Consider the following 25899-nt stretch of genomic DNA (forward strand, 5'->3'; position numbering starts at 1 on the left):
GGGTGGGTGGTGTCCCTAGTCCGACGCGCTCAGGTAGCGCAGGCGGGCGAGGCCGTCGATCGGCTGCACCCAGCCGGCGACGGATTCCCGCACGGGCAGGTTGAAGTTGGGCTGGCAGATGACCGCCCAGGGCACGTCCGCGGCGAGGATCTCCTGAACCCGCTTCCAGAGCGCGTTGCGGGCGGCCTCGTCGACCGTGGTGTGCGACTTCTCGTAGATCTGCTCGATCTCCGGGTTGGTGTAGTTGGAGTAGTTGAGGTTGGCGCCCTTGACGAAGCTCGTGGCGAGCATGTATTCGACGTCGTCGACCCAGAGCTGACCGGAGGTGAGCTGAATCGGGATGTTCTTCTTCGTCCGCCGCTCGCCGAGGGTCGCGGGGTCCAGCGGGGTCAGCTTGAGCCTGATGCCCGCCTTCGCCGCCTCGCCCTGCACCTGGACGGCGATCTTCTGCTGCTCCTCGTTGTCGGACTCGAAGACCAACTCGGAGTCCAGCGACGACTTGCCGGCGGCGGCCATCGCGGCCTTCGCCTTGTCGAGGTCGTGGGTGTACGGGTAGCCGTTCTCGTCGTGCCCAGGCATGTCCAGCGGCACGGTGCTCTTCGCCGCGCGGGCGTCGCCGCCGTACACGTTGCTGATGATCTGCTCGTAGGGCACCGCGTACGCGAGCGCCTTACGGACGTTCACGTCGTTGAACGGCGCTGTGGTGACCGACATCTGGATGGCGACCTGACGGTTGCTGGCGGCCGAGATGACCTTGATGCCCGGCGCCTTCTTGAGGTCCTGGATGTCGCGCTGGCTGATGCCGAGGGCGACGTCGATGTCACCGGCCTGCAGTTGCAGCCGCTGGTTCGACGCGGCCGGCACGACCGAGATCCGGATGGTCGGGATCTTGGCCGGGTCGGGGCCCGGGTAGCCGGTGTTCGCGCTGAGCTCGATCTCCTGCCCCTGGGTGGCCTTCGCGACGTTGTAGTAGCCGCCGGTGGGCGGGTTCTTCGCGAACCACTCCTTGGCCCAGGGGTCGCTGGCGGTGGCGTGCTTCTTGGCCTCGACGGAGTCGAAGACGTACAGCGAGATCGCCTGGATCTGCCGGGTGAGGGCGCTGGGGAACGCCTGGTGGAACTCCACCGTGTAGTCGTCGACGACCTTGACCTGGTCCGGTTCGGTCAGGCCGATGGTGCGGTAGACGCCGGCCACGTTGGCCTGGGCGGCGAACGCGCGGTCCTTCGACCACTTCACGTCGGCGGCCGTCATCTCGTTGCCGCTGCCGAACTTCACGCCGCGACGCAGCTTGAGCGTCCACACCTTCTGTGCGGCGTCGGGCTCGAACGACTCGGCGAACGTCGGGGTGACGTTCTGGGTGTCGAAGATCTTGCTGTCACCGGCGCTGGTGACCCCGTAGTCGATCAGGTACGGGAAGACGTTCTTGTAGAGCATGAGCGCGGTCAGGTCGAAGCCGACGAAGTCCTGGTCCCAGCTCGACAGGTAGCTCGAGACGGCGATGCGCAACGTCTTGGCGGCGGAGCCGCCCGACGTCCCGTCCTTCGACTTGTTGCCGCTGTCCGCGGCGCAGGCGCCGGTCGCGAGAAGGAGCGCGACGCTGCCCCCCAACTGCAGGACACCGCGGCGGGAAAGCGCGGGCGAGGAGGCGCCCGGGCGGTGCGAACGAGCCATTAGTAGTCCTCCTAGAACCAGGGGGAGATGGGCCGCCCAGCGGACCCACCTGGAGTTCTACAGGATTAAGCGAGAGTGAACAAGGGGGTGAACGGCGTTCACAGGCTCTCTCGGCACCTTTGCCCGAAACCCTTCTCGAAGTGCGGGATTAGTGTGTAGCCAGCGTTCACGAAGGTTCACTAACTCGTTACCTAACACGTTCACCAACAGCCCCACCCGTCGCGAACCCGCGAGAAGCTGTCGTCGATGTTCACCAATGCGTCGGTCGGCCGCCCCACGGACGTACGTGATCCCGCGTTTTCGCCATGTCGTGCTGTGAGCGTTCACAACCAGCCGGGCCACCGCACCTCCGGAATTTTCGGCCGCCCCAGCGATAGTTACGGCGGGAAGGGGTGCCGCCAGAAGGCCCTGGACAGATCGGGTCCGCACCGTCGGGGACGACGCGCGTCGCCACGTTTTCCGCAAGACAGCGGTTGAAGGTGTTATCGATAAACTGCTATCTTTCGGCGCGGGAGCGCAGGGCACGCTCCCCGTCGCGCCGTCACTCGGCAGGGCACTCGGTGGCCACTCCGCCTCGTCGCCTGGCCGGTCGGCGACCAGTCCGGGCCGCTCCGCCGACGCAGGCTGACCGCAGGCGGCCATCGGGCGACTCCGACCCGGCCGCATGCCCAGCTCCCCACGCCCGCACGGGCGCCCCCGGCATCGGTGGAACGCACGCGCACCAACCGGCTCTCCGACGGCGGACGAGCGGGGCACTGCCGGCGGTCGTTCGGTCGACGTCGCGCGCACCACCGGCCCAGACGATCAAGGGCAAGGAGGCAAGCAATGGTGAAACGTACACAGCTTTTCTCGTCCATCGCCGCCGCGGCCGTTCTTCTCGCGGCGACCACCGGCGCGGCGCTGAGCGGCGCGCTCGGCGCCACGGCGGAGGCCGCGACGAACGGCACGCTCGCGGCCACCGCCGGCTGCGGCAAGGCGCCCACCCTGACCAGCGGGACGCGCACCATCTCCAGCGGCGGGCAGAACCGCACCTACATCCTGCGGATCCCGGACGGGTACGACCGCAACCACCCCTACCGGCTGGTCTTCGGCTTCCACTGGCTGAACGGCTCGGCCAACAACGTCGCCTCGGCCGGCTACTACGGTCTGCAGCCGCTGTCGAACAACAGCACGATCTTCGTCGCGCCGCAGGGCCTCGACAACGGCTGGGCCAACACCAACGGCCGGGACCTGACCCTCTTCGACGACATCTCCCGGCAGATCGAGAACGACCTCTGCGTCGAGACGACCCAGCGCTTCGCGCTCGGCTGGAGCTACGGCGGGGCGATGAGTTACGCGGTGGCCTGTGCCCGGCCGAACATCGTCCGCGCGGTCACCGTTCTGTCCGGCGCCAACCTCAGCGGATGCAACGGCGGCACCCAACCCGTCGCCTACTTCGGCATCCACGGCACCTTCGACAGTGTGCTGAACATCTCCATGGGTCGATCGGTGCGGGACACGTTCGTCCGGAACAACGGCTGCACCGCGCAGAGCCCGCGCGAGCCGAGCCGAGGCAGCCTCACCCACATCACCACCACCTACTCGGGCTGCCGGGCCGGGTACCCGGTGCAGTGGGCCGCCTTCGACGGAGACCACACCCCCAGCCCGGTCGACGGGTCGTCCAGCCCGAACGACTCCCGGACGTGGACCTCGGCGGAGATCTGGCGGTTCTTCACCCAGTTCGAGTCCACCCCGCCGCCCACCACCGCCCCGCCGACGACCACGCCGCCCACGTCCACGCCGCCCACCACCGCCCCGCCCACCACCGCCCCGCCGACCACCCCGCCGCCGACCGGTGGGCCGGGCGCCTGCGCCGCCACCTACCGCACCGTCAACACCTGGCCCGGCGGTTTCCAGGCTGAGGTCACCGTGGCCAACACCAGCACCACCTCGATCAACGGCTGGACCGTGCGTCTGAGCCTGGCCGGCGGCCAGGCCATCAGCAGCCTCTGGAACGGCGTCAACACGGGCACCACCGGCACCGTCAGCGTCCGCAACGCCCCGTACAACGGATCGTTGGGCCCGAACGCCTCCACCACCTTCGGGTTCACCGCCACCGGCGACGGCACCACGCCGGCCAGCAACCTCACCTGCACCAGCCCCTGAGCGACGGCGCCACGTGGGCCCGGAGCCACTCGGCTCCGGACCCACGTGGCGCACCCGTGACGGCGTCGGATATGGACGGACAATTGCGCACCTCGACGGGGACGCCCGGCGGCGTTCCCTGACCGATCGGCCACCGCCGGCCGCCCGGGACCACACCTCGGGCAGACGCCCGTGCCGGTCGGCCCGTGCGTTCGGCGGTGGCTGCCCTCATCCGTTGGTCGAGGCGGTTATCGGCGGCAGCCGATGGGCTCACAGACGTACTTTTCGCAGGTAGCGGGGGGTTGCTATCGTCGCCCGCGACGCCGAGCCTCGGCGGCGAGGGAAGGGGACGCAATGAGTCTGATGGACAAACTCCGGGGCGAGTTCGTCGACATCGTGGAGTGGCTGGACGACAGCCGCGACACGATCGTCTGGCGGTTCCCGCGCTATCAGAACGAGATCAAGATGGGCGCCAAGTTGGTCGTCCGCGAGTCCCAGACGGCGGTGTTCGTCAACGAGGGACAGATCGCCGACGCGTTCCCTCCCGGCACGTACACGCTGGAAACCCGGAACATGCCCATCCTGTCCACTCTCAAGGGCTGGAAGTACGGCTTCAACTCGCCGTTCAAGGCCGAGGTGTACTTCGTCAACACCCGGCAGTTCACCGACATGAAGTGGGGAACGCAGAACCCGGTGATCCTGCGCGACGCCGAGTTCGGCGTTGTCCGGGTGCGGGCGTTCGGCGCGTACGCGGCGCGGGTGGTGGACGCGTCGCAGCTCCTGCGGGAGCTGGTCGGCACCGATCCGCAGTTCCGCACCGAGGAGGTGCAGGAATACCTGCGGCAGCTCATCGTGGGACGGCTGGGCAACGCGCTGGCCACCGCGGGCGTGCCGCTGCTGGACCTGGCGGCGCACCAGGACGAGATCGGCCGCCGCCTGGCGGGCGTGCTGACCGCGGAGCTGGCCGAGGTCGGTATCGCGATCCCCAAGTTCGTCATCGAGAACGTCTCCGTGCCGCCGGAGGTGGAGCAGGCGCTGGACAAGCGCACCAGCATGGGCGCTGTCGGCGACCTGGGCCGGTACACCCAGTTCCAGGCGGCCAACGCCATGGAGGCCGCCGCCAAGAACCCGGGCGGCGAGGCGGGCGCCGGCATCGGGCTGGGCATGGGCATGGCCATGGGCCAGCAGATGTCCCGGGCGATGGCGGGCGGCTCGGGCGCGCCGCAGCCGTCGGCGCCCCCCGCGCAGCCGACCCCCGCGCAGCCGGCCGCCGCCGGGCCGCCGCCGCTGCCGAACCAGGCCCAGTGGTACGTCGGCGTCGCCGGGCAGCGGCAGGGCCCGTACGACCTCGGCGGGCTGGCCGAGCAGGTCGGCGCGGGCGCACTGGGCCCGGACACGCTCGTGTGGCAGGCCGGCATGGCGCAGTGGCAGCCCGCCGGGCAGGTGCCGGAGCTGGCTTCGGTGCTGGCCAGCGTCCCGCCGCCGCTGCCCCCGCAGTGAGCGCACGGCAGGCCGACGGACCGCTGCGAGGGAAGAGAAGGCAATGAGCGACACGACGGTATCCCCGGCGACGTACGGGTGCGGGGGCTGTGGTGCCCGGGTGGAGTACGCGCCGGGAGCGGCGACGCTGAGCTGCCCGTACTGCGGGCACCAGCAGCAGATCGCCGGCGCCGGACGGGAGGTGCGCGAGCACGCGTACAACGAGTTGGCGAGCCTGCCGCGCAAGCCGGTGGGCAGCGTCGCCGCGCACGCGTACGTCTGCCCGGCCTGCGGCGCCCACACCGAGAGCGACGCGATCGCCAAGCGCTGCCAGTTCTGCGCCACGCCACTGGTGGCGGAGAACGTGCCCGGCGAGCTGATCGCTCCGGAGGCGGTGCTGCCGTTCGCGGTGGACCGGTCGGGCGTGCGCACCGCCCTGGGCACGTGGTGCCGCAGCCGCTGGTTCGCGCCGGGGAGCCTCAAGAAGGTCAGCGAGGCGGAGACCCTCAAGGGCACCTACCTGCCGCACTGGACGTTCGACGCGCGGACCGTGTCGGACTACCAGGGTCAGCGCGGCGAGTACTACTACGTCACCGAGACATACACGGTGACGGTGGACGGTAAGCAGGAGACGCGCACCCGACAGGTGCGCCACACCCGGTGGCACTCGGCGAGCGGCACCGTCCGCCGGGACTTCGACGACGTGCTGGTGCCCGCCACCACGCACCTGCCGACGAAGCAGCTCGACGAGCTGGCCCCGTGGCCGCTGGCCGAGGCGGTCGCGTACCACGGCGACTACCTGGCCGGCTATCACGCGCTGCGCTACGACACCGAGCCCGAGGCGGGGCTGACCGAGGCGAAGGCGCGGATGGCTCCGGTCATCGAGGGCGACTGCCGGTCCGACATCGGCGGAGACGAGCAGCGGGTGTCCTCGGTGGACACCGCGTACTCGGACGTGTCGTACAAGCTGATGCTGCTGCCGGTGTGGATCGCCGCCTACCTGCACGCCGGCAAGTCGTACCAGATCCTGGTCAACGCCCGGACCGGCGAGGTCATCGGCGAGCGCCCGTACAGCGCCGCGAAGATCGCGATGGCGGTGCTGGCCGCGCTGGCGCTGGTCGGGCTCGTGGTGGCGTACATGATGAGCCGCTAGCGCCCCACAACGCGGCACGGGCCACCGCGAACGGATACCGGTCGCCCGTGCCGTTGGCGCTTTCCTGCCCGCCGCCGCGGTGATCCGGCGGGCGCGGCGAGGATTGCCCGAGTGGCCGATTCGCGACCGCCGTGATCCGCAGGAGGGTGACGGCATGACCACCATCGATTGAGCGGCAGCGACGAAAAGGGGCCCCCGATGGACGCACTGAGGAAGACCTCGCTGACCGCGGGCGTGTTCTACCTGCTCACCTTCGTCTCGATCCCCACCCTCACCCTGTACGAACCGGTGCGCGAGGCGGACTACATCGTCGGCACCACGTCGGAGACAACGGTCGTCGTCGGCGCCGCCCTTGAGGTGATCGTCGCCCTCGCCTGCATCGGCACCGCCATCGCGCTGTACCCGGTGCTCAAGCGGCAGGGTGAGGCCCGAGCGCTGGGTTTCGTCGGCGCCCGGGTCCTCGAAGCCGCCGGCATCTTCATCGGCGTCGCGAGCCTCCTGACGGTCGTGGCCCTGCGACGGGCCGACGCCGGAGCGGACGCGCTCGTCACCGGTCAGATGCTTGTCGCCTTCTACGACTCGGTCTTCCTGCTCAGCCAGAGCTTCCTGCCTGCCGTGAACGCCCTGCTGCTGGGTTCCCTGCTGTACCAGGCACGCCTCGTACCGCGGGTTCTGCCGCTGCTCGGGCTCGTCGGAGCACCCCTGCTCGTCGCCGCCGACCTCGGCATCCTGTTCGGCCTCTGGGACCGGCTGTCCCCGGTGACGGCGATCGCGGCCCTCCCCATCGCCGTGTGGGAGTTCTCGCTGGGCGTCTATCTGATCGTCAAGGGCTTCAAGCCCTCGCCGGTCACCGCGGACATGGCCGCCGGCGGCGTTCGGCCCGTCGAGGGCGCCACCGTCTGACCCGCCAGGAGGGCCGCCGCCACCGGTCGCGGTTCAGGCCCCGCGCCGCCGCCGGACCTCGCTCATCGGCTGGCTTGTCGAATCGGGTGGCCCGCGCCTTCGACGTGGGTGGCGGACGGGTCGGCACCTGCCCGGGTGTGGCCGCCCCGGACGTCCTCCTCGATCCGCTTCGCGGCGAGCAGCAGCGGCGGAAGCAGGTCCCGGCGGATCACCTCGAAGGACCCCCGGGAGGCGTGCGCGGAGACGTTCACCGCGGCCACCACCGCGCCGTTCTCGCCGTGGATCGGCGCGGCCAGGGAACGCAGCCCCTCCTCCAACTCCTGGTCCACGATCGCGTACCCCTGGGTGGCGATCTTCGTCAGGACGGTCCGCAGCTTCCCCGGGTCGGTGATGGTGCGCCGGGTCAACGGCCGCAGCTCCGCCTTGGCGAGGTAGGCGTCCAACCAGTCCGCCGGTTGGGCGGCGAGCAGCACCCGGCCCATGGACGTGGCGTACGCGGGAAACCGGGTGCCGACGCTGATCCCCACCGTCATGATCCGCTTGGTGGGGACGCGGGCGACGTAGACCACCTCGTCGCCGTCGAGCACCGACACCGAGCAGGACTCGCGCACCTGCGCGACAAGCGCCTCCATGTGCCGCTGCGCGACCTCCGGCAGGCTCAGGCTCGACAGGTACGCGTAGCCGAGGTCGAGGATCCGCGCCCGCAGCGAGAAGAGCCGGCCGTCGGTGTGCACGTAACCCAACTCGACCAGGGTGTGCAGGAACCGGCGCGCGGCGGCCCGGGTCAGCCCGGTCCTCCTGGACACGTCACTGAGCGTGAGCTGCGGGTGGTCGGCGTCGAACGCCCGGATCACCGCGAGCCCGCGCTCCAGCGATTGGACGAACTCCGGCGATCTGGTCGCCTCCGCGCGCACGCTCACCCGGCCTCCTGCCGCAGGGCCTCCCGGGCCACCTTGAACGCCCGGTTGGCCGCCGGTACGCCAGCGTAGACGCCGACCTGGAGCAGGACCTCCGCCACCTCCTCGGCGCTCAGTCCGTTACGCAGCGCGGCGCGGACGTGCATCGCCAACTCCTCGTCGTGGTGCAAAGTGGCGAGCACGGCGAGGGTGATGCAACTGCGGGTACGCCGATCCAGGCCCGGCCGGGTCCAGACCTCTCCCCACGCGTAGCGGGTGATGAAGTCCTGGAAGTCGGCGGTGAAGTCGTCCGTGCCGGCCACCGCGCGATCGACGTGCGCGTCACCCAGCACCTGCCGGCGTACCGTCATGCCTGCCTCGTGCCGCTCGCGGTCGTTCATCGTCCACCAGGCTCCTCGTCGAAGTGGTCCCGCAGGAGTCGGCTCACCTGCTCGGGTTGCTCGACGTTGGCCAGGTGCGCCGCCGCAGGCACCACGGCCAGCCGGGCCCCCGGGATCCGCCCGACGATCTCGCGGGCGTGCTCCAGCGGGGTGGCCGGGTCGTCCGCCCCCGCGACGACCAGCGTCGGCGCGACAACCCGGCCGAGGTCGGGGCGCAGGTCCATCGTGGCTATCGCCTCGCAGGACGCGGCGTAGCCGGCGGGCGACGTCGCGGTCAGCATGGCGCGGTACGCGGTGACCACGTCCGGGCGCGCCGCGGCGAACGCCGGGGTGAACCAGCGGGACACCACCGCGTCGGCGATCACCGGCAGGCCGGCGGCTCGTACGGTCGCCGCCCGATCCCACCACTGTGCGGGCGGACCGAGCGACGCCGACGTGCAGAGCAGCGCCAGCCGCCGCACCCGGTCGGGCGCGTGCGCGGCGAGCCACATGCCGACCATGCCGCCGAGGGACACACCCGCGCAGTGGACCTGCGGCACGTCGAGGTCGTCAAGCGTCCGCAGCAACTCCCGACCCAACAGATCCAGCGTGTACGGCCCGGCCGGCACCGCCGAGCGGCCGTGGCCCAGGTGGTCGTACCGGATGACCCGGAACCGTTGCGCGAGGGCCGCGACCTGGGGTTCCCACATCGCGCTGGTCGTACCGAGGGAGCTGCCGAGCAGCAGCACCGGTGCGGTGGCCGGGCCGTCCACGATGGTGTGCAGCCGCGACGTCACGTTCCCGGCCCCCGAACGGAGGCCAGGGCACGGTCGACGAACAGACCGGCCGAGCCGAGCCAGCGAGACGGGTCGAGCGCCTCGTCGACCTCCGCCTCGGACAGATGGGCGCGGACCTGCGGGTCGGCGAGCAGGGCCGCGCGGAACGATGGTGCGGCGGCCGCGCGGGTAACCAGGTCGTGTGCGGCGCTGCGGCCGAGGGCGGGTGCCAGCCGCGCGGCGACGGCCTCGGCGAGCACGAGCCCACCCGTGGCGTCGAGGTTCCTGCGCATCCGCTCCGGGCGAACCTGGAGCTCGGCCAGCATCCGCGCACACCGGCTGGCGGCACCGCCGGCCAGGTGCAGCAGATCGAGCAGCGGCTCCCACTCGGCGTGCCACGCGCCGGCCGCCCGTTCGTGCTCCTGCACGGCGGCGGCGAACAGCGTGGCGACGAGGCCTGGAGCGCGCCGCGCGGCGGAGCCGATAAGCACCGAGTCCACCGGGTTGTGCTTGTGCGGCATCGCCGAGGAGCCGCCCCGCCCGGCCCCGCCCTCGGCGACCTCGCCGATCTCGGTCTGGGCCAGCAGCCCGACGTCGAGCGCGACCTTGCCGGTGGCCGCGAGAAGCCCACCGAGGGCGGCGGCCAGGTCGAGCCGGGGCTGCCTGCGGGTGTGCCAGGGCAGCGGGCTGGCGGGCAGGCCCAGGTGCGCCGCGAAGCGCTCGGCGATGTCCGGGCCGGCCGGGCCGAGCGCGGCAAGGGTGCCGACCGCGCCGCCGAGTTGCGCGGGTTGGGCGGCGCCCGCCTGCCGAAGCCGGTCCCGGGCGTCGACAAGGCCTGTCATCCAGCCGGCGGCCTTGAGCCCGAACGTGGTGGGTGCCGCCTGCTGTCCGAGGGTCCGGGCGACCTGCACGGTGTCCCGGTGGGTGTCCGCGAGGCGGGCGGCGGCGTCCACTGCGGCGTCGAGGTGGCGCAGCAGCGGCCCGAGGGCCCGTACTGCCACCAGGCTCAGCGCGGTGTCGAGGATGTCCTGGCTGGTAGCCCCGAGATGCACCCAGCCCTGGGCGTGCTCGGGCACTGCGGCGGTCAACTCCCGCACGAGCGGGACGACCGGGTTGCCGGCGGCGTCGGCCGCCCGGCCGAGGGACGACGGGTCGTAGCGTTCGGCGCGGCACTGCTCGACTATCGCGTCGGCCGCCGGTGCGGGCAGGACGCGGACGTCCGCCGCGGCCCGGACGAGCGCGGCCTCCGCGTCGAGCATGGCCCGCAGCAGGGCCGTATCGCTGAGTTCCGGGTCAACGTCGGGGGCGCCGGAGAGGCCGCCAAGCAGGCCCTCAGACGGCGAAGAAGACTGTCTCACGGTCACCCTGGAGGCGGATGTCGAAGCGGAGTCCGTCCGGCGCGGGACTGGCCAGCAGCGTGTGCCGACGGTCGGCGTCCACGCTGCGCAGGACGGGGTCGTCGGCGTTCGCGGCCGGCTCGTCGGGGAAGTAGAGCCGGGTGGCGAGGCGGTGCAGCAGACCGCGCCCGAGGACCGACAGGGCCAGGTGAGGTGCCTCGGTGCCGCAGTCCGGGTCGGGCAGCGGTCCCGGCTTCACTGTCAGCAGCTCGTACCACCCCTGCCCGTCGGTTTCGCTGCGCCCGAAGCCACGGAAGCCCGCCAGCGCCGGTGGCCGCGCCCCGCGCGGGTCGTCCGGGTGGTCGAAACGGCCGTCCGGGTCCGCCTGCCAGCTCTCCACCAGCGCGTCGACCACCGGCTCCCCGGCGCCGTCGAGGATCCGGCCGCGGATCCAGAACGCCCCCGGCGTGCCCTCGGGGACGACGTACGGGCCGTCGGACCAGCGCAGACCGATGTGCAGGTACGGCCCGACGGTCTGCGCGGGCGTCACACCCAACCGCTCACTCATCGTCGTCCTCGCCCTCGAAGGGGGTGCTCGCCCGGCCCCGCAGCACGATGTCGAACTCGTACGCCAGCGCCCACTCCGGCACCGTCGTGGCGTGGTCGTACCGGGCGACCATCCGGTTGCGGGCGTCCGGGTCGCGGACCGAGTTGAAGATCGGATCCTGGAAGAAGAGCGGGTCGCCCGGGAAGTACATCTGCGTCACCAGGCGCTGGGTGAACGCGCGGCCGAAGAGGGAAAAGTGGATGTGCGCTGGCCGCCAGGCGTTGTCGTGGTTGCGCCAGGGGTAGGCGCCGGGCTGCACAGTGATGAACCGGTAGTGCCCCCGCTCGTCGGTGAGCGCCCGGCCGACTCCCTCGAAGTGGGGGTCGAGCGGTGCCGGCCAGGTGTCGCCCGCGTGGCGGTACCGGCCGGCGGCGTTGGCCTGCCAGATCTCGACGAGCGTGTGGGGCACCGGTCGGCCGTCGCCGTCACGGACCCGCCCGTGCACGATGATCCGCTGCCCCTGCGGCTCCCCGTCGTGTTGCCGGGTCAGGTCGTGGTCGAGGTCGCCGAGCCGCCCCTCCCCCAGAAGCGGCCCGGTGATCTCGGTCAGCCGCTGCGGCAGGTAGGTCAGCGGGTGCTTCGGCGCCCGCCCCACTGTCGACTTGTAGCCGGGGCTGAGCAGAGGCGGGTGGGCGTCGACGTCGTCCCGCCGGTACTGCGGCAGCACCAGGCCGGTGTCGGCCCGGTGGACGGAGTTCTGGGTCATGGTCGTCTCCCGTCAGACTTCCGGTGCCACGGCCTGCCGCTGCGGCCCTGGCTGCTTCGTCGCCTCCAGGGCCCGCAGCACCGCCAACTCCTGTGCCGTCGGCGGCTCGCCCGTGGTCAGCCGCTCCGCGACGGCGAGGTCCCAGCCGGTGGCCGCGCGTGCCTGTTCCCGGGTCACCCCGGGGTGCAGGCGGGTCAGCGTCAGCTCGCAGGTGACCGGGTCGGGTTCGAGGACGCCGAGATCGGTGATCACCAGGCGTGGCCCGCCGCCGCTTAGACCGAGCCGTTCCCGGTCACCCGGGCCCGACCCGTAGCCGACCGAGGTGACGAAGTCGACCCGTTCGGTGAACGTCCGGCGATTCTGCCGGACGATCACCACGACCTCGCGGCAGGAGGCGGCGATCTCCGGGGCTCCCCCGGCGCCGGGAAGCCGGACCTCCGGGGCGTCGTAGTCACCTCCGACGACCGTGGTGTTGATGTTGCCGTACCGGTCGAGCTGCGCGGCACCGAGGAAGCCCACGTCGATCCGGCCGGGCTGGAGCCAGTAGTTGAACACCTCGGGCACCGACACCACCGCGTCGGCCGTGTCGGCGAGGACACCGTCCCCGATGGAGAGCGGAAGCCGGTCCGGCTTGGCGCCGAGGCAGCCGGACTCGTAGATGAGCACCAGGTTCGGGGCGTGCGTGGCCCGGGCGAGATTCGCCGCGGTGCTGGGCAACCCGATCCCGACGAAGCAGGCGGTGTCGTCGCGCAGTTGCCGCGCCGCGGCGACGGTCATCATCTCGTCCGCCGTCCAGTCCGCCGGTGTGGTCTGCTCGTTCACGCCGCCGCTCCGGCCTTGTGCACGTGCTGGTCCAGCCAGTCCCGGAAGGTGTCGCGGTGCCGGCTGACGGCGTCCCACGCCCGGTAGAAGTCGTTGTCCCGTACGGAGTAGCCGTGGGCGTAGGAGGGGTGTGCGCCACCGGGCACCTCGGCCACGGCCGTGATCGCCCAGCCGGGCAGGACGACCTGCCCGGGCACGGGAGCCAACTCGTCCACGATCTCCTCGACGGTGACCAGCGAGCGGTGCGCGGCGAGCACCGCCTCCTTCTGCACACCGGTGATGCCCCACATCTGCACGTTGCCGGCCCGGTCGGCGCGCTGCGCGTGCACCACTGTCACGTCGGGACGCAGGGCCGCGACGGCGGTGAGGGTCTCTCCGGTGAAGGGGCAGGTGATGGGCCGGATGTTGGCGGTGTGCCGGGGCAGGTCGGTGCCGGTGTAGCCGCGCAGGACGGCGAACGGCAGCCCGGACGCCCCGGCCACGTAGCGGTTCGCCATGCCGGCGTGGCTGTGCTCCTCCAGCTCGAGCGGATTCGGCCAGGCGTGCTGCACGGCGTCGCGGAAGCGGTGCAGCGACCCCACGCCCGGGTTACCGCCCCAGGAGAAGACCAGGCGACGGGCACATCCCGCGCCGATGAGCTGGTCGTAGATGACGTCGGGGGTCATCCGCACCAGGGTCAGGTCCCGCCGTCCCTGACGGATGATCTCGTGGCCGGCGGCGAACGGGATGAGGTGCGTGAACCCTTCCAGGGCCACCACATCGCCGTCGCGGACCAGGTCCGCCACCCCGTCGGCCAGCGAGACGAGCGTCGCCATGAGCCTCCCCGCCTCCCACAAAACCTTGGCACCGCCGGGCGTTCGCTATGCGAACTGCCGTCCCCATATCGAACGTACGGCGGACAACGGCATCCGTCAACGACGGGTTCGTCCGGCCCGAGGCGCACCGTCCACCGTGCACGGAACTCACTCCGGGCGATGCGTTGACGCGAGCCGGACCGCGTGCCAACGTTCATGAAGAGAACGGCCGTTCGGTGAGCGAACAGCTTCCGGCCCCTTGCGAAGGCGGTCCGCCCCGCCCGGTCGCGCCCGGGATCACCCCCATCGGCCCCACGCTCCCAGGAGGACCCCATGACACTGCTGGACGCCACGATCTGGCAGGGCACGCTCCACAGCGACGGCTGGGTTGAGCCGGCCGGTGGCACGGCGCCGGTGCGCTCCCCCGCCACCGGGGAGGAAATCGGCCAGGTCGGCGTGGCGAACGCCGACGACGTGACGCGGGCCTGCGCCCGCGCGGCCGCCGCCCAGCGGGCCTGGGCCGCCACCGGTTACGCCGAGCGGGCCGCAGTGCTGCGCCGGGCCGGGCTGCTGTTCGAGCGGCACTCCGCCGAGATCGGCGACTGGATCGTGCGGGAGTCCGGGTCCATCCCGCCCAAGGCCGCCGTCGAGACTGACACCGCAGCGCAGGAATGCTACGAGGCTGCGGCGCTGGCCTCGCACCCGCTCGGCGAGATCATCCCGAGCGCGCAACCGCGGCTCAGCCTGGCTCGCCGGCTGCCCGACGGCGTTGTCGGCGTCATCGCGCCGTTCAACTTCCCGCTCATCCTGGCCACCCGCTCCGTCGCCCCGGCCCTGGCGCTGGGCAACGCCGTGGTGCTCAAGCCCGATCCGCGCACGGCGGTCTGCGGCGGCGTCTCGATCGCCCGGGTCTTCCAGGAGGCCGGCCTGCCCGACGGACTGCTGCACGTCCTTCCCGGCGGGGTCGAGACCGGAGAGGCGCTGGTGGCCGACCCGAACGTACGGGTGATCAGCTTCACCGGTTCGACCGCGGCCGGCCGCGCGGTCGGCGAGGCGGCCGCACGCCACCTCAAACGGGCGCACCTCGAACTCGGCGGCAACTCGGCGCTTATCGTCCTCGACGACGCCGACCTGGACCTCGCGGTCTCCGCCGGCGCCTGGGGGTCCTTCCTGCACCAGGGTCAGATCTGCATGACCACCGGCCGGCACCTGGTGCACGCGAGTCTGGCCGAGCGGTACGTCGAGCTGTTGGCGGAGAAGGCGAACCACCTGCCGGTCGGCGACCCTGCGAAGGAGCAGGTGGCGCTCGGGCCGATCATCGACGAGCGCCAACGCGACAAGATCCACTCTCTGGTCACGGCGAGCGTCGACGCGGGCGCCCGGCTGGCGGCCGGGGGCACGTACGAGGGGCTGTTCTACCGGCCGACGGTGCTCGCCGACGTCACCCCCACGACACCGGCGTACGCCCAGGAGGTCTTCGGCCCGGTCGCGCCGGTGATCGCCTTCGCCGACCAGGACGAGGCCGTGGCGTTGGCCCGGCAGACCGAGTACGGCCTGTCGCTGGGCATACTCAGCCGCGACGTGATGAAGGCGATGGCCCTCGCCGACCGGATTCCCAGCGGGATCGTGCACATCAACGATCAGACGGTGAACGACGAGGCCGTCGCGCCGTTCGGCGGGGTCGGGGCTTCCGGCACCGGCTCCCGGTTCGGCGGGCCGGCAGCGAACGTCGACGCGTTCACCGAGACCCAGTGGCTCACCGTGCGGGGCACCATCACGCGGTACCCGTTCTGACATCGGAGAGGAGAATGCCGCAGATGCGTACCCAGGTCGGCATCGTGGGAGCCGGGCCGGCAGGACTTCTGCTGTCGCACCTGCTGCACCTGCACGGAATCGAATCCGTGGTGCTGGAGAGCCGCAGCCGTGACTACGTCGAGCACCGGGTCCGGGCGGGCGTCCTCGAACAGGGCTCCGTCGACCTGCTGACCCGCGCCGGCCTCGGCGAGCGCCTGCACCGCGAGGGGCTGCGACACGAGGGCATCGAGCTGCGGTTCGCCGGGGAGTCGCACCGGGTGCCGATGACGGAGCTGACCGGGCGGGCGATCACCGTCTACGGGCAGCAGGAGGTGGTCAAGGATCTGATCGCCGCCCGACTCGCGGCCGGCGGCTCGATCCTCTTCGACGCCGACGTCGTACGCCTGGACGGCCTCGACTCGGACTCGCCGGTCGTCCACTTTCGACGGAACGGGCGCGACGAGGAGCTGCGGTGCGACTTCGTGGCCGGCTGCGACGGGTTCCACGGGGTGAGCCGCGGGGCGGTGCCCGACGGCGTGTTGACCACCTACGAGCGGACGTACCCCTTCGCCTGGCTGGGCATTCTCGCCGCCGCCGCGCCGGCGGTGGAGGAACTCATCTACGCCAACCACGAGCGGGGGTTCGCCCTCTACAGCATGCGCTCGCCGGAGATCTCGCGGCTCTATCTCCAGGTCGCGCCCGACGAGGACATCGCGGCGTGGCCGGACGAGCGGATCTGGGCGGAGCTGCGGGCGCGGCTGGAGACGGTGCCGGGCTGGTCGCTCAACGAGGGGCCGATCCTGGAGAAATCCGTCACTCCGATGCGGAGCTTCGTGGTCGAGCCGATGCAGTGGCAGAGGTTGTTCCTGGCCGGGGACGCCGTGCACATCGTCCCCCCGACCGGCGCGAAGGGCATGAACCTGGCCCTCGCCGACGTCGCGCTGCTCGGGGACGCCTTCGCCGCGTGGTACGACCAGGGGCGCACCGAGCTGCTGGAGACCTACTCGGCCACGGCACTGCGCCGGGTGTGGCGAGCCCAGCACTTCTCCTGGTGGATGACCTCGATGCTGCACCGGCTGGAGCGCGACGACCCGTACGAGGCGAACCTCCAGACCGCCACCCTGCGGTACGTCGCCACCTCCCGCGCCTACGCCACGAGCCTGGCGGAGAACTACGTGGGCCTTCCCGAGGTCTGACCGCCTGGGCAGCCCGAGCGGCAGCGCAGCGTTGTTCAACCTATTCCTGACGGGCGTCAGAAAATTCTTGACATTCAATGCCAGGGTGACTGACCATGGCCAGCACAGCGGCGTGCCCCCACGCAGCGGTAGTCCACCTGCAGATCCGAGGCATCCGCCGGCTCTTGACGCACCCCACCACCCCTGCCCAGGAAGGGCCTCGTCAATGAAGAAGGTTCTGGCTCTCGGGCTGATCGCCGCTACCGCGATCGCCCTCACCGGATGTACCGACTCCGACGCGTCCAACCCGTCCGAACAGACCTCTGGCGAACTGCGCAAGGTACGGGTCGCCGCGCTGCCCATCACCGAGACCGCCGCGCTGTGGGGCGGCATCAAGGCGGGCATCTTCGCCGAGCGCGGGCTCCAGGTCGAGGTGCTGCCCGCCCAGGGTGGCGCGCAGTCCATCCCCGCCCTGCTGAACGGCGACATCGACTTCGCGATCGGCCAGCCCTTCGGCCCGTTCCGGGCCGACCTGCGCAACCTCGGCGTCGTCATCATCGGCAACTACGCCTCCTCCTACGCCACCGGCGACGACATCAACGCCGTGGTGGCCTCGGCGAAGTCCGGCATCAAGCGGCCGGCCGACCTGGCGGGCAAGCGGGTCGCGGTCAACAGCCTCGGTGCCGCCGGCGATGTGACGATCATGGCGGCGGTCGAGAAGGACGGCGGCGACCCAACGAAGATCAAATTCGTGGAGGTCGCCTTCCCGGACGCCCCGGCCCAACTGGAGGCGGGCAACATCGACGCCGCCTGGGTGCCCGAGCCCTTCGTCACGCAACTGAAGAGCCGCGGTGACACCTTCGTCGTCGCGCCCTACCAGGCGGTCGTGCCCGGTCTGGCCACCCTCACCACGATCACCACCAAGGAACGGACCGAGAAGGACGCCAAACTGGTCGAGGACTTCTCGGCGGCGATGAAGAAGACCCTGGAGTGGGCCAAGGACCCCGCCAACGAGGCGGCCGTCCGACAGGCCATCAAGGACAATCTTCAGCTGCCGCCGCCGGTGGCCGAGTCGGTGAAACTCCCGGAGTTCGGTTGGGAGATCGACCGCACGAGCCTGCAGACGCTCACCGAACTCGCGCAGAAGTACAAGGTGCTCGACCAGCAACCCAACTTCGACCGCCTCATCCAACAGCAGTAACCAGCGCGCTCCCGCCCTCCCCGACTCCCCGGGCCGGGGAGGGCGTCGCCGGTCGCGCGACAACGGAGGTGACATGCGCGTCCATTCCGCCCGACGCCTGCGCGCGTTACGCAAGGCGTTTCTGGGCGTCGCCGGCCTGGCCGGGTTCCTCGTCGTCTGGCAGATGATCCCGACGCTGGGTCTGATCAACCCGGACTACCTGCCGTACGTGACCGACGTGCTGGCGCGACTGGTCGAGCAGGTCGTCGACCTCGCCTTCTGGCGGCGGCTGGGCAGCACCATGACGTCCTGGGCGATCGGCCTGACGGTGGCGACGATCGCCGCGGTCGTCCTCGGCACGGTCGTCGGGCTGGTGCCGCCCCTGCGGCGCGCGACCCACACGATGGTCGAGTTCCTGCGACCGATCCCGTCGGTCGCCCTCATTCCGCTCGCCGTCCTGATGTTCGGCATCCAGATGCGTGCCGCCCTCGTCATCATCATCTACGCGTCGTTCTGGCAGGTGTTCGTGCAGGTGATCTACGGCGTCGCCGACGTCGACGCGGTCGCCCGGGACACCGCTCGCAGTTTCGGCCTGACCCGGCGCGAACAGTTGACGCACCTCGTGCTGCCGACCACCCTGCCGTACCTCATGACGGGCCTGCGGCTCGCGGCGGCGGTCGCGCTCATCCTCGCCATCACCGCCGAGATGGTGATCGGCAACCCCGGCCTCGGGCGCATGATCGAGCTGTCCCGGTCCGCCGGAGACGCCACCGGCCTCTACGCCCTCGTCGTGGTCACCGGCCTGCTCGGGCTGCTGGTGAATCTCGTCTTCCGGTTCGTCGAGCGTCGGGTGCTGTCGTGGCACCAGTCCGTACGAGGGGAGGAGGCGCTGTGACCGCGTACACCGGTCGGATCGCCGCCACGCCGCGCGGCCGCACCGTCGGATCCCGCCTCGTGGTGAGCCTGCTCAACGCGTTCGGGCTGCCGATGCTGCTCCTGGTGATCTGGGGGCTGGCGTCGACGAGGGCGACGAGCGGGTTCTTTCCCGACCCGTTGACGATCTCCCGAGCGTTCCTGGACACGTGGGTAGGCCCCGCGTTCGTCGAGGACGTGCTGCCGAGCCTCGCCCGCCTCGGCCTCGGCGTCGCCGCGTCGATCGTGCTCGGCATCGCCGCCGGCACCGTCATCGGCCTGGCCCACTGGTTGCGCGAACTCCTCGAACCGCTCCTGGAGTTCATCCGGGCGATCCCGCCGCCGGTGCTGATCCCCGTGGCCATGCTCCTGCTGGGCATCACGGACACCATGAAGGTGGTCGTCATCGTCTCCGGCGCGGTCTGGCCGATCCTGTTGAACACGATCGAGGGCGTCCGGGCCACGGACAGCGTCATGAAGGAGACCGCGGACTCGTTCCGGGTCACCTGGTGGGAGCGGCTCTGGTTCCTCGTGCTCCCGGCCGCCAGCCCGCGCATCATGGCCGGGGTCCGCCAGGCCCTCTCGGTCGCGCTCATCCTGATGGTCATCTCCGAGATGTTCGCGTCGTCCTCCGGGCTCGGTTACCGGATCGCCTACTTCCAGCGCAACTACCTCATCGCCGAGATGTGGAGCGGCATCCTCCTGCTCGGCCTCGTCGGCATCCTGCTCGCCGTAGTTTTCGGTCTCGTCGAACGGCGCGTCCTGCGCTGGTACCACGGAATCAGGGAGGTCAACCGTGCCTGATCGGAGCACCCTGCTGCGGGTGGAGCACCTGCGAAAGGTCTACGAGTCGACGACCGGCGACGTCGAGGCGATCGGGGACATCAGCTTCACGATGGACGCCGGTCAACTCGTCTGCATCGTCGGGCCGTCCGGGTGCGGCAAGACCACCCTGTTGAAGTGCCTCGCCGGCCTGCTGCGGCCGACAAGTGGCGTGGTCGAGATGGACGGCTCACCGGTGACCGGGCCGAGCCCCGCCATGGCCGTCGTGTTCCAGGAGTACGGTCGCAGCCTCTACCCGTGGCTGACGGTGCGCGGCAACGTCGAGCTTCCGCTGCGACACAAGAAGCTCCCCCGCGCGCAGCGCAACCAACTGGTCGTCGACGCCCTCGACGCGGTGGGCCTGGCGCACGCCGCGCGAAGCCACCCGTGGCAGCTCTCCGGCGGGATGCAGCAGCGCGTAGCGATCGCCCGGGCCCTCGCGTACCAGCCGGAGATTCTGATCATGGACGAACCGTTCGCCGCGGTGGACGCGCAGACCCGGGCGGACCTGGAGGATCTGGTGCGCGAGCTGCACACGAGCCGCGAGATATCGATCCTCTTCGTCACGCACGACATTGACGAGTCGGTGTATCTCGGTCAGCGCGTTCTAGTATTGTCCAAGTCGCCGACCTGGATCCAAGAGGATCTCGCGGTCGATCTGCCGCCGGAGCGCGATCAGATCACCACCCGCGCCCTACCCCGTTTCACGCAACTGCGGACGCACGTCTACGACCAGATCCAGCGGGCCAAGCGCGGGCAGGCTATGGCGCCGGGGGCCACGTCGTGATCGCGCCGGGACAACGGGTTCGTCGGAGGGAGGGCCGTGGGTAGTCGTCAGCCGAAACAACTGCTGCTCGCCTTCTTCGGCGAGCATGTTGTCGACAACGCCACGGGGCCGATCCGGGCGAGCGCCCTGATCAGCGTGCTGGAGGGCGCCGACGTCGCCGCACCGGCGACCCGTGCGACCCTCGACCGTCTCGTGCACAGCGGCATCCTCGCGCGCACCAGGAGTGGCCGGGAGACCCTGTTCTCGCTGACCGAGCACGGGGCCGCGGTGCTCCGTGAGGCGACGGACCGCGTCCGTGGCCCACGGCCGTTCGACCCCCAGGGCAGCGGGTGGACCCTTGTCACCTTCTCGATCCCGGAGGGCCAGCGGATGCTGCGGCACCGGCTGCGCTCGATCCTCACCTGGGAGGGTTTCGCGCCGCTGCGCGACGGGCTCTGGCTGGCACCCGGAGAGATCGACCTCGCCGGGTCGCTGGAGCCGCTACAGCAGGATCTCGCGCCCAACGCCGTGGTCGCCTTCCACGCCCGCGAACTCGCCGGGTTCCCGATCGCCGAGAGCGTGCGCGCCGCCTGGGACATCGAGGCGATCCGGCGCGCGCACCTCGCGTTCATCGAGGTGTGGGACGACCCGGCCGCCGCGACCATGGCACCGAGCGCTCTGACCGTGCGGACGATGCTGGTGGCCGACTGGCTGGCGCTGCTGCGCGAAGACCCGAGGCTGCCGGCCGAGTTCATGGACGCGCAGTGGCCGGCCACCCGCTCGGCGGAGACCTACCGCCGGATGCACGACAGGCTGGCCGAGGCGTCCACCGCGGAGTTCGCCGAGCTCGTCGCCGCCCGTCCGACGGCTAGGCGCCGAAGCGGGCCCTCAGGTCAGCCTTCCGCACCTTCCCCGACGCGGTCCGCGGCAACTCGTCCACGATGACGACGTTCTTCGGCAGCTTGTAGCGCGCGATCCTGCCGTCGAGACACGCCCGCACGGCGTCGGTGTCCACGGACACCCCCTCCCGTACGGTGACGATCGCCCACGGCACCTCCCCCCAGCGGTCGTCCGGCACGCCGATGACCGCCGCCGAGGTGACCCCGTCGATCTCGCCGAGCAGGTGTTCGAGTTCGGCCGGGTAGATGTTCTCGCCCCCCGATATGATCATGTCCTTGAGTCGGCCGGAGATGTAGAGGTAACCGTCGTCGTCCAGGTGGCCCAGGTCGCCGGAGCGGAACCACCCGTCGGCGGTGAACGCCTCGGCGGTCGCCTCCGGGAGCCCGTGGTAGCCGGGGAAGACGTTGGGCCCGGCTATCTCGATCTCGCCCACGACGCCGGTGGGCACCACGGCACCGGCGCCGTCGGTGATCCGCACGTCGGTGAAGAAGTGCGGCAGACCGACGCTGCCCTGCTTGGCGCGGGTCATCGCCGGTGGCAGCGCGGTCGCACCCGGCGCGGCCTCGGTCATGCCGTAACCCTGTGAGAACGACAGGCCCCGCGCCTCGTACGCGTTGAGGATGCGGGCCGGCACCGCCGAACCTCCGCAGGTGAGCTTGGCCAGCGTCGACAGGTCGGTGCGGGCCCAGGCGGGATGGTCGGCGATCAGCTGGTAGGTGGTCGGCACGCCGCTGAGCATGGTGACACCGTGCCGCTCGATCTGCGCGAGCGCGTGGCCCGGCTCGAAGTTCTTCTCCAGGACCATGGTGGCGCCCTTGAGGATGACGGGGAGGGCGCCCATGCCGAGCGAGGCGACATGGAACAGCGGCGAGATCATGAGCGCGACGTCGGTCGAGACGACGTCGTAGTCGACCACGCAGTTGAGCGCGACCCAGGTGAGGTTGCCATGGGTCAGCACGGCCCCCTTGGCCCTGCCGGTCGTGCCCGAGGTGTAGACGATGGCCGCCGGATCCCGGTGGGTGGTGACGGCATGACCGGTGAACCCGTCAGCGGCCCGCGCCAGCGCGGCGAGCCCCGGGCTGGTTGCGGCGCCCTCGCCGGTGACGACGACGTGCGGGGTCCGGGCGGCCGGCGCGGCGGAGGCCACCGGCACCAGGAAGTCCGGGTCGTGGATCAGCACCCGCGCGCCGCAGTCGCCGAGGATGTAGGCGATCTCCGGTGGTGCCAGCCGGGTGTTGACCGGGACGAAGACGGCCCCGATCTGCGCGGCCCCGAACATCGTCTGGAGGAGGTCCGGGCTGTTCTCACCGAGGTAGGCGACGGCGTCACCCTTGCCGACGCCCCACTCCCGGAGCACAGCCGAGATGCGGTCCACGCCGTCGGCGAACTGTCCGTACGTCATGGTCGCCCCCTCGCCGTGGATGAGGGCGACCTTGTCCGGGGACTTGAGGCGGCGCTTGGCCATCCAGGCGCCGATTCCGTGCTGGTGCATCAACAACCTCCTGGTGGTGAAGGTGGTGTGCTCACCCGGCTCGGTGGACGCCCCGGGCTCAGGCGTAGAAGCGGTAGAGCCCCCGCGCGACGACGGCGGGCTTGCTGCCGCCCTCGATCTCGATCGTCTGGTCGACGACCAACTGGTAGCCGCCGCGAACCTCGACGACCTCCACGATGGTCGCCTGCATACGCACCCGCGACCCGACCACGACCGGCGCGGGGAAGCGCACCTTGTCCAGGCCGTAGTTCACCTTCGTGGACACGCCCTTGACCTCGAGCAGCTCGGTCCAGAACGGCACGGCCAGCGAGAGGGTGAGGAAACCATGGGCGATCGGTGCGCCGAACGGCCCGGACTTCGCCCGCTCGGGGTCGACGTGGATCCACTGGTGGTCGTCGGTGGCATCGGCGAACAGGTTCACCTGGTCCTGGGTGACCGTCCGGTACGCGCTGTGGCCGAGATCGGTGCCGGCGAGGTGGGCGAGTTGGTCGTAGGTGATGGTCGTCGTCATGGCGCTTCCTCTCGTCGTTCCCGGGCAAGACCCAGCAACCGGGCCGCGTTGTCCTTCAGGATGCCCGGGAGCACGTCCGGCTTGAGGTCGGTGGTTGCCACGTCGCGCAGCCACCGGTCGGGGGTGAGCAGTGGGTAGTCGGTGCCGAAGAGCACCCGTCGCTTCAGCACGGAGTTGGCGTAACGCACCAGCTCGGCCGGGAAGTACTTCGGGCTCCAGCCGGACAGGTCGATCCACGTGTTGTGCTTGTGCGTGGCCACCGACAGGGCCTCGTCCTGCCAGGGCACCGACGGGTGGGCCATGATGATCTGCAGGTCGGGGAAGTCCGCCGCGATCGGGTCGAGCAACATCGGGTTCGACAGACCGAGCCGCAGGCCGTAGCCGCCAGGTGTACCCGCCCCGATGCCGGTCTGCCCGGTGTGGAAGAGCGCCGGAACGCCCGCCCGCTCAAGGAGGCTCCACAGCGGCGCGTACTCGTCGTGGCTGGGATCGAAGCCCTGCACGGTGGGGTGGAACTTGAAGCCGCGTACGCCCTCTTCCTCGATCAGTCGGGTGGCGAGTTCGAGGGCCGCTTCGCCGGTGCGTGGGTCGACTGACCCGAAGGGGATGAGCACGTCGGCGTGCTCGGCTGCCGCGCGGGCGATGTCGGCGCTGGACAGCGGCTGGTGCCTCAGTTGCGTACGCGCGTCCACGGTGAAGACGACGGCGGCCATGGTGCGCTCGCGGTAGTACTGCGCCACCGCGTCGACGGCAGGTCGTGGCCCGTCCGTCCGGAAGTACGTCGATACGGCTGCCACGAGCGGCTCGGGCAGTGAGGCGTGACCGTGGTCGTCGACCTCGATGTGCACGTGCATGTCGATCGCCGTGACGGTGTCGAGGTCGATCGCGGGCTGGTACATGGGCGGCAACCTTCGTCGGGCGGGCCTCGTCGCGCGGCCTCGTCGGGCGGGTCAGTCGGTCGCGGGCTTGAACTCCTCGGGGAGTTCGGGGAAGTGTTCACCGACGCTCTGCGTGGCCCCGGCGAACGTCGTCGGCCAGGCGTCCTCCAGCGCCTCGTAGGTCCAGCCGCCCTCGCGGTGGGCGGAGAGCGCCGGCTCCGGGTGGGTCCAGATCTGGAGGCGGTCGCCTCCCACACCGATCACCTGCCCGGTCACCGACGCCGCCGCGTCGGAGCCGAGGAACGCGATCAGCCCGGCCACGTCGTCCGCCGTGCCGAACCCGAGCTCGTGCCGGAAGAAGGAGGGCATCGGCTCACCGTTGGCCTCGGCCCGCACCGCTGCGGCGAAGTAGGGGACGGTGGCGGTCATCGCGGTCGCGGCGACCGGGACGACCGCGTTGGCGGTGATGCCCGCCCGCTTGAGCTCAAGCGCCCAGGTGCGGACCATGCCGACGATGCCCGCCTTGGCGGCGGCGTAGTTGGTCTGGCCGAAGTTGCCCCGCTGTCCCGTGGGTGACCCGATGCAGATGATCCGGCCGCCCTCGCCGACCTGCCGCATGTGTTGCACCGCCTCGCGCACGGTCGTGAAGGTGCCGCGCAGGTGCACGTTGATGACAGTGTCGAAGTCGTCGTCACTCATCTTCCACAGCACGGTGTCGCGGAGGACGCCGGCGTTGGTGACGAGGATGTCCAGCCGCCCGAAGTGCTCGACCGCCGTGCTGACGAGTGCCTTCGCGGTCTCGGTCGGGCCGACCGGTGCGACAACGGCGACGGCTCGGCCGCCGGATGCCTGGATCGCCTCCACGGCGTCCGTGGTGACCTCGGCGTCGATGTCGTTGACCACGACGGACGCGCCCCGCCGCGCCAGCTCCTGGGCGTAGGCGAGGCCGAGACCCCGCCCGGAACCGGTGACGATGGCGACTTTGCCGGCAAGTGACATGGGGGCAACGTTATGCAGAATTTGATCGGGCGTCAACGATTTGCAGTATGTCTACACCAGACCCGCGCCCGAGCTGCCCAGCGTCCGCGAGAGCACCCGGCCCGCAGCCTGGACCAGCGGGGCCAGCGCCACCGGGTCAGCCCGGTCATGGGCGACCACCAGTGAGATCGCCGCCACCACACCCTCCGGCGCGCGGATCGGAGCGGCGACCGAGAGGGCGTCCATGGTGACCTGACGATCGCTGACCGCGTACCCGGCCCGCCGCACCTCGGCGAGGCAGCGACGCAGCCGCCCCGGGTCGGTGATGGTCAGGTCGGTGTACCGCTCCAGCGGCGCGGACAGCACCTGCTCCTGCACGTCCACGGGCGCGTGCGCGAGCAGAACCAACCCGACGCCTGTGGCGTGCAGCGCGAATCGGCCGCCGACGCGGGTGAGCACGGGTACGGCGTGCCGTCCGGCGATCCGTTCGATGAAGACGAGTTCAAGATCCTGCCGGACGGCGAGCTGGACGTTCTCGTGAGTCACCTCGTACAGGTCCTCCATGACCGGAAGGGCCAGCTCCCGCAGCCCCAGACCGCGCGGGGCGAGCGAGCCCACCTCCCACAACCGCAGACCGATCCGGTAACGCCCGTCGTCGCCGCGCTCCAGCGCCCCCCACTCGACGAGCTCGGCAGCCCGGCGGTGCACAGTGGACAGCGGCAACCCCGTGCGACGAGCCAGCTCGCTCAGGGTCAGCGCCGCGCTCGCGGGGTCGAACGCGCCGAGCAACGCCAGCACCTTGCTGGTCACCGACCGCCCCGGTTGCGCCCGCATCTCGCCATC

General features: G+C 71.0%; 25 protein-coding genes. 11 read left to right on the forward strand and 14 right to left on the reverse strand.

Going from position 1 to position 25899, the window contains the following annotated elements; all coding sequences use genetic code 11:
* Window positions 1–15: 15 nt before the first annotated feature.
* Window positions 16–1671, reverse strand: a complete 1656-nt coding sequence (locus ABZ780_RS09220; RefSeq protein ID WP_357005441.1) for an ABC transporter substrate-binding protein — start codon at window positions 1669–1671, stop codon at window positions 16–18.
* Window positions 1672–2496: 825 nt separating this feature from the next.
* Here ABZ780_RS09220 and ABZ780_RS09225 point away from each other — a divergent pair.
* The 4 genes from ABZ780_RS09225 to ABZ780_RS09240 all read left to right on the forward strand — a co-directional run bounded on the left by ABZ780_RS09225 (window position 2497) and on the right by ABZ780_RS09240 (window position 7330).
* Window positions 2497–3816, forward strand: a complete 1320-nt coding sequence (locus tag ABZ780_RS09225; RefSeq protein WP_357485426.1) for a cellulose binding domain-containing protein — start codon at window positions 2497–2499, stop codon at window positions 3814–3816.
* A gap of 333 nt (window positions 3817–4149) precedes the next feature.
* Window positions 4150–5295 (forward strand): SPFH domain-containing protein, encoded by a 1146-nt coding sequence (locus tag ABZ780_RS09230; protein WP_357005435.1) that lies wholly within the window; start codon window positions 4150–4152, stop codon window positions 5293–5295.
* A gap of 43 nt (window positions 5296–5338) precedes the next feature.
* Window positions 5339–6427, forward strand: coding sequence for a hypothetical protein (locus ABZ780_RS09235; RefSeq protein WP_357485427.1), 1089 nt, complete (start codon window positions 5339–5341; stop codon window positions 6425–6427).
* A 198-nt stretch (window positions 6428–6625) separates the two neighbouring features.
* On the forward strand, window positions 6626–7330 hold the full coding sequence (locus ABZ780_RS09240; RefSeq protein ID WP_357485428.1) for a DUF4386 domain-containing protein: 705 nt from the start codon (window positions 6626–6628) through the stop codon (window positions 7328–7330).
* Between the two features lie 62 nt (window positions 7331–7392).
* Here ABZ780_RS09240 and ABZ780_RS09245 read toward each other — a convergent pair whose 3' ends face one another.
* Genes ABZ780_RS09245 through ABZ780_RS09280 form a run of 8 tightly spaced genes read right to left on the reverse strand, consistent with a single transcriptional unit; the run spans window position 7393 to window position 13669 of the window.
* The gene (locus ABZ780_RS09245) at window positions 7393–8250 is read right to left on the reverse strand and encodes an IclR family transcriptional regulator C-terminal domain-containing protein (protein ID WP_357485430.1); all 858 of its coding nucleotides are present in this window, start codon (window positions 8248–8250) and stop codon (window positions 7393–7395) included.
* Window positions 8247–8627: a 4-carboxymuconolactone decarboxylase gene (gene pcaC, locus ABZ780_RS09250; protein ID WP_357485431.1), complete on the reverse strand. Its 381-nt coding sequence runs from the start codon at window positions 8625–8627 to the stop codon at window positions 8247–8249. The genes ABZ780_RS09245 and pcaC overlap by 4 nt, the downstream gene beginning before the upstream one ends.
* Complete coding sequence (pcaD, locus tag ABZ780_RS09255; RefSeq protein ID WP_357485432.1) at window positions 8624–9403, reverse strand: 3-oxoadipate enol-lactonase; 780 nt, start codon at window positions 9401–9403, stop codon at window positions 8624–8626. Before pcaD ends, pcaC begins: the two co-directional genes overlap by 4 nt.
* Window positions 9400–10740 (reverse strand): 3-carboxy-cis,cis-muconate cycloisomerase, encoded by a 1341-nt coding sequence (gene pcaB, locus ABZ780_RS09260; protein ID WP_357485433.1) that lies wholly within the window; start codon window positions 10738–10740, stop codon window positions 9400–9402. The genes pcaD and pcaB overlap by 4 nt, the downstream gene beginning before the upstream one ends.
* A complete protein-coding gene (pcaG, locus tag ABZ780_RS09265) occupies window positions 10715–11287 on the reverse strand; it encodes a protocatechuate 3,4-dioxygenase subunit alpha (protein WP_357485435.1) in 573 nt (190 codons plus the stop codon). The genes pcaB and pcaG overlap by 26 nt, the downstream gene beginning before the upstream one ends.
* Entirely contained in the window at window positions 11280–12032 is a 753-nt protein-coding gene (gene pcaH / locus ABZ780_RS09270) for a protocatechuate 3,4-dioxygenase subunit beta (protein WP_357485436.1), read from the reverse strand. Before pcaH ends, pcaG begins: the two co-directional genes overlap by 8 nt.
* Window positions 12033–12044: 12 nt before the next feature.
* Window positions 12045–12812, reverse strand: a complete 768-nt coding sequence (locus ABZ780_RS09275) for a CoA-transferase subunit beta (protein ID WP_357485866.1) — start codon at window positions 12810–12812, stop codon at window positions 12045–12047.
* Between the two features lie 38 nt (window positions 12813–12850).
* On the reverse strand, window positions 12851–13669 hold the full coding sequence (locus ABZ780_RS09280) for a CoA-transferase (protein ID WP_357485437.1): 819 nt from the start codon (window positions 13667–13669) through the stop codon (window positions 12851–12853).
* Window positions 13670–13981: 312 nt separating this feature from the next.
* Here ABZ780_RS09280 and ABZ780_RS09285 point away from each other — a divergent pair, with 312 nt between their 5' ends.
* The 7 genes from ABZ780_RS09285 (at window position 13982) to ABZ780_RS09315 (ending at window position 21242) form a co-directional block, all read left to right on the forward strand.
* Window positions 13982–15442 (forward strand): benzaldehyde dehydrogenase, encoded by a 1461-nt coding sequence (locus tag ABZ780_RS09285; protein ID WP_357485439.1) that lies wholly within the window; start codon window positions 13982–13984, stop codon window positions 15440–15442.
* Between the two features lie 23 nt (window positions 15443–15465).
* Complete coding sequence (pobA, locus tag ABZ780_RS09290) at window positions 15466–16638, forward strand: 4-hydroxybenzoate 3-monooxygenase (RefSeq protein ID WP_357485440.1); 1173 nt, start codon at window positions 15466–15468, stop codon at window positions 16636–16638.
* A 205-nt stretch (window positions 16639–16843) separates the two neighbouring features.
* Complete coding sequence (locus ABZ780_RS09295; RefSeq protein WP_357005402.1) at window positions 16844–17818, forward strand: ABC transporter substrate-binding protein; 975 nt, start codon at window positions 16844–16846, stop codon at window positions 17816–17818.
* A gap of 73 nt (window positions 17819–17891) precedes the next feature.
* Window positions 17892–18692, forward strand: a complete 801-nt coding sequence (locus tag ABZ780_RS09300; RefSeq protein WP_357005399.1) for an ABC transporter permease — start codon at window positions 17892–17894, stop codon at window positions 18690–18692.
* On the forward strand, window positions 18689–19513 hold the full coding sequence (locus ABZ780_RS09305) for an ABC transporter permease (protein ID WP_357005395.1): 825 nt from the start codon (window positions 18689–18691) through the stop codon (window positions 19511–19513). Before ABZ780_RS09300 ends, ABZ780_RS09305 begins: the two co-directional genes overlap by 4 nt.
* Complete coding sequence (locus ABZ780_RS09310) at window positions 19506–20318, forward strand: ABC transporter ATP-binding protein (RefSeq protein WP_357485442.1); 813 nt, start codon at window positions 19506–19508, stop codon at window positions 20316–20318. Before ABZ780_RS09305 ends, ABZ780_RS09310 begins: the two co-directional genes overlap by 8 nt.
* Window positions 20319–20354: 36 nt before the next feature.
* Complete coding sequence (locus ABZ780_RS09315) at window positions 20355–21242, forward strand: PaaX family transcriptional regulator C-terminal domain-containing protein (RefSeq protein ID WP_357005387.1); 888 nt, start codon at window positions 20355–20357, stop codon at window positions 21240–21242.
* Here ABZ780_RS09315 and ABZ780_RS09320 read toward each other — a convergent pair.
* From ABZ780_RS09320 to ABZ780_RS09340, 5 genes are read right to left on the reverse strand one after another with little or no spacing between them, the layout of a single operon-like run.
* Window positions 21166–22689 carry a long-chain fatty acid--CoA ligase gene (locus ABZ780_RS09320; protein ID WP_357005385.1) on the reverse strand — a complete coding sequence of 508 codons (1524 nt, stop codon included), beginning with the start codon at window positions 22687–22689 and terminating at the stop codon, window positions 21166–21168. The two genes, ABZ780_RS09315 and ABZ780_RS09320, sit on opposite strands and share 77 nt — an antisense overlap.
* 58 nt (window positions 22690–22747) lie before the next feature.
* On the reverse strand, window positions 22748–23200 hold the full coding sequence (locus tag ABZ780_RS09325; RefSeq protein ID WP_357005383.1) for a MaoC family dehydratase: 453 nt from the start codon (window positions 23198–23200) through the stop codon (window positions 22748–22750).
* Window positions 23197–24099, reverse strand: a complete 903-nt coding sequence (locus ABZ780_RS09330) for an amidohydrolase family protein (protein WP_357005381.1) — start codon at window positions 24097–24099, stop codon at window positions 23197–23199. The genes ABZ780_RS09325 and ABZ780_RS09330 overlap by 4 nt, the downstream gene beginning before the upstream one ends.
* A 51-nt stretch (window positions 24100–24150) precedes the next feature.
* Complete coding sequence (locus ABZ780_RS09335; RefSeq protein WP_357005379.1) at window positions 24151–25077, reverse strand: SDR family NAD(P)-dependent oxidoreductase; 927 nt, start codon at window positions 25075–25077, stop codon at window positions 24151–24153.
* Between the two features lie 51 nt (window positions 25078–25128).
* Complete coding sequence (locus tag ABZ780_RS09340; RefSeq protein WP_357005376.1) at window positions 25129–25890, reverse strand: IclR family transcriptional regulator; 762 nt, start codon at window positions 25888–25890, stop codon at window positions 25129–25131.
* Between the last annotated feature and the right edge of the window lie 9 nt (window positions 25891–25899).

The organism is Micromonospora sp. NPDC047467, from assembly GCF_040643095.1.
GTDB lineage: Bacteria > Actinomycetota > Actinomycetes > Mycobacteriales > Micromonosporaceae > Micromonospora.

Coding starts and splice junctions, on each gene's coding strand:
- ABZ780_RS09220 (WP_357005441.1), bottom strand. CDS start 1,671: ATGGCTCGTTCGCACCGCCCGGGCGCCTCCTCGCCCGCGCTTTCCCGC.
- ABZ780_RS09225 (WP_357485426.1), top strand. CDS start 2,497: ATGGTGAAACGTACACAGCTTTTCTCGTCCATCGCCGCCGCGGCCGTT.
- ABZ780_RS09230 (WP_357005435.1), top strand. CDS start 4,150: ATGAGTCTGATGGACAAACTCCGGGGCGAGTTCGTCGACATCGTGGAG.
- ABZ780_RS09235 (WP_357485427.1), top strand. CDS start 5,339: ATGAGCGACACGACGGTATCCCCGGCGACGTACGGGTGCGGGGGCTGT.
- ABZ780_RS09240 (WP_357485428.1), top strand. CDS start 6,626: ATGGACGCACTGAGGAAGACCTCGCTGACCGCGGGCGTGTTCTACCTG.
- pcaC (WP_357485431.1), bottom strand. CDS start 8,627: ATGAACGACCGCGAGCGGCACGAGGCAGGCATGACGGTACGCCGGCAG.
- pcaG (WP_357485435.1), bottom strand. CDS start 11,287: ATGAGTGAGCGGTTGGGTGTGACGCCCGCGCAGACCGTCGGGCCGTAC.
- pcaH (WP_357485436.1), bottom strand. CDS start 12,032: ATGACCCAGAACTCCGTCCACCGGGCCGACACCGGCCTGGTGCTGCCG.
- ABZ780_RS09275 (WP_357485866.1), bottom strand. CDS start 12,812: ATGATGACCGTCGCCGCGGCGCGGCAACTGCGCGACGACACCGCCTGC.
- ABZ780_RS09280 (WP_357485437.1), bottom strand. CDS start 13,669: ATGGCGACGCTCGTCTCGCTGGCCGACGGGGTGGCGGACCTGGTCCGC.
- ABZ780_RS09285 (WP_357485439.1), top strand. CDS start 13,982: ATGACACTGCTGGACGCCACGATCTGGCAGGGCACGCTCCACAGCGAC.
- pobA (WP_357485440.1), top strand. CDS start 15,466: ATGCGTACCCAGGTCGGCATCGTGGGAGCCGGGCCGGCAGGACTTCTG.
- ABZ780_RS09295 (WP_357005402.1), top strand. CDS start 16,844: ATGAAGAAGGTTCTGGCTCTCGGGCTGATCGCCGCTACCGCGATCGCC.
- ABZ780_RS09300 (WP_357005399.1), top strand. CDS start 17,892: ATGCGCGTCCATTCCGCCCGACGCCTGCGCGCGTTACGCAAGGCGTTT.
- ABZ780_RS09320 (WP_357005385.1), bottom strand. CDS start 22,689: ATGCACCAGCACGGAATCGGCGCCTGGATGGCCAAGCGCCGCCTCAAG.
- ABZ780_RS09325 (WP_357005383.1), bottom strand. CDS start 23,200: ATGACGACGACCATCACCTACGACCAACTCGCCCACCTCGCCGGCACC.
- ABZ780_RS09330 (WP_357005381.1), bottom strand. CDS start 24,099: ATGTACCAGCCCGCGATCGACCTCGACACCGTCACGGCGATCGACATG.
- ABZ780_RS09335 (WP_357005379.1), bottom strand. CDS start 25,077: ATGTCACTTGCCGGCAAAGTCGCCATCGTCACCGGTTCCGGGCGGGGT.
- ABZ780_RS09340 (WP_357005376.1), bottom strand. CDS start 25,890: ATGCGGGCGCAACCGGGGCGGTCGGTGACCAGCAAGGTGCTGGCGTTG.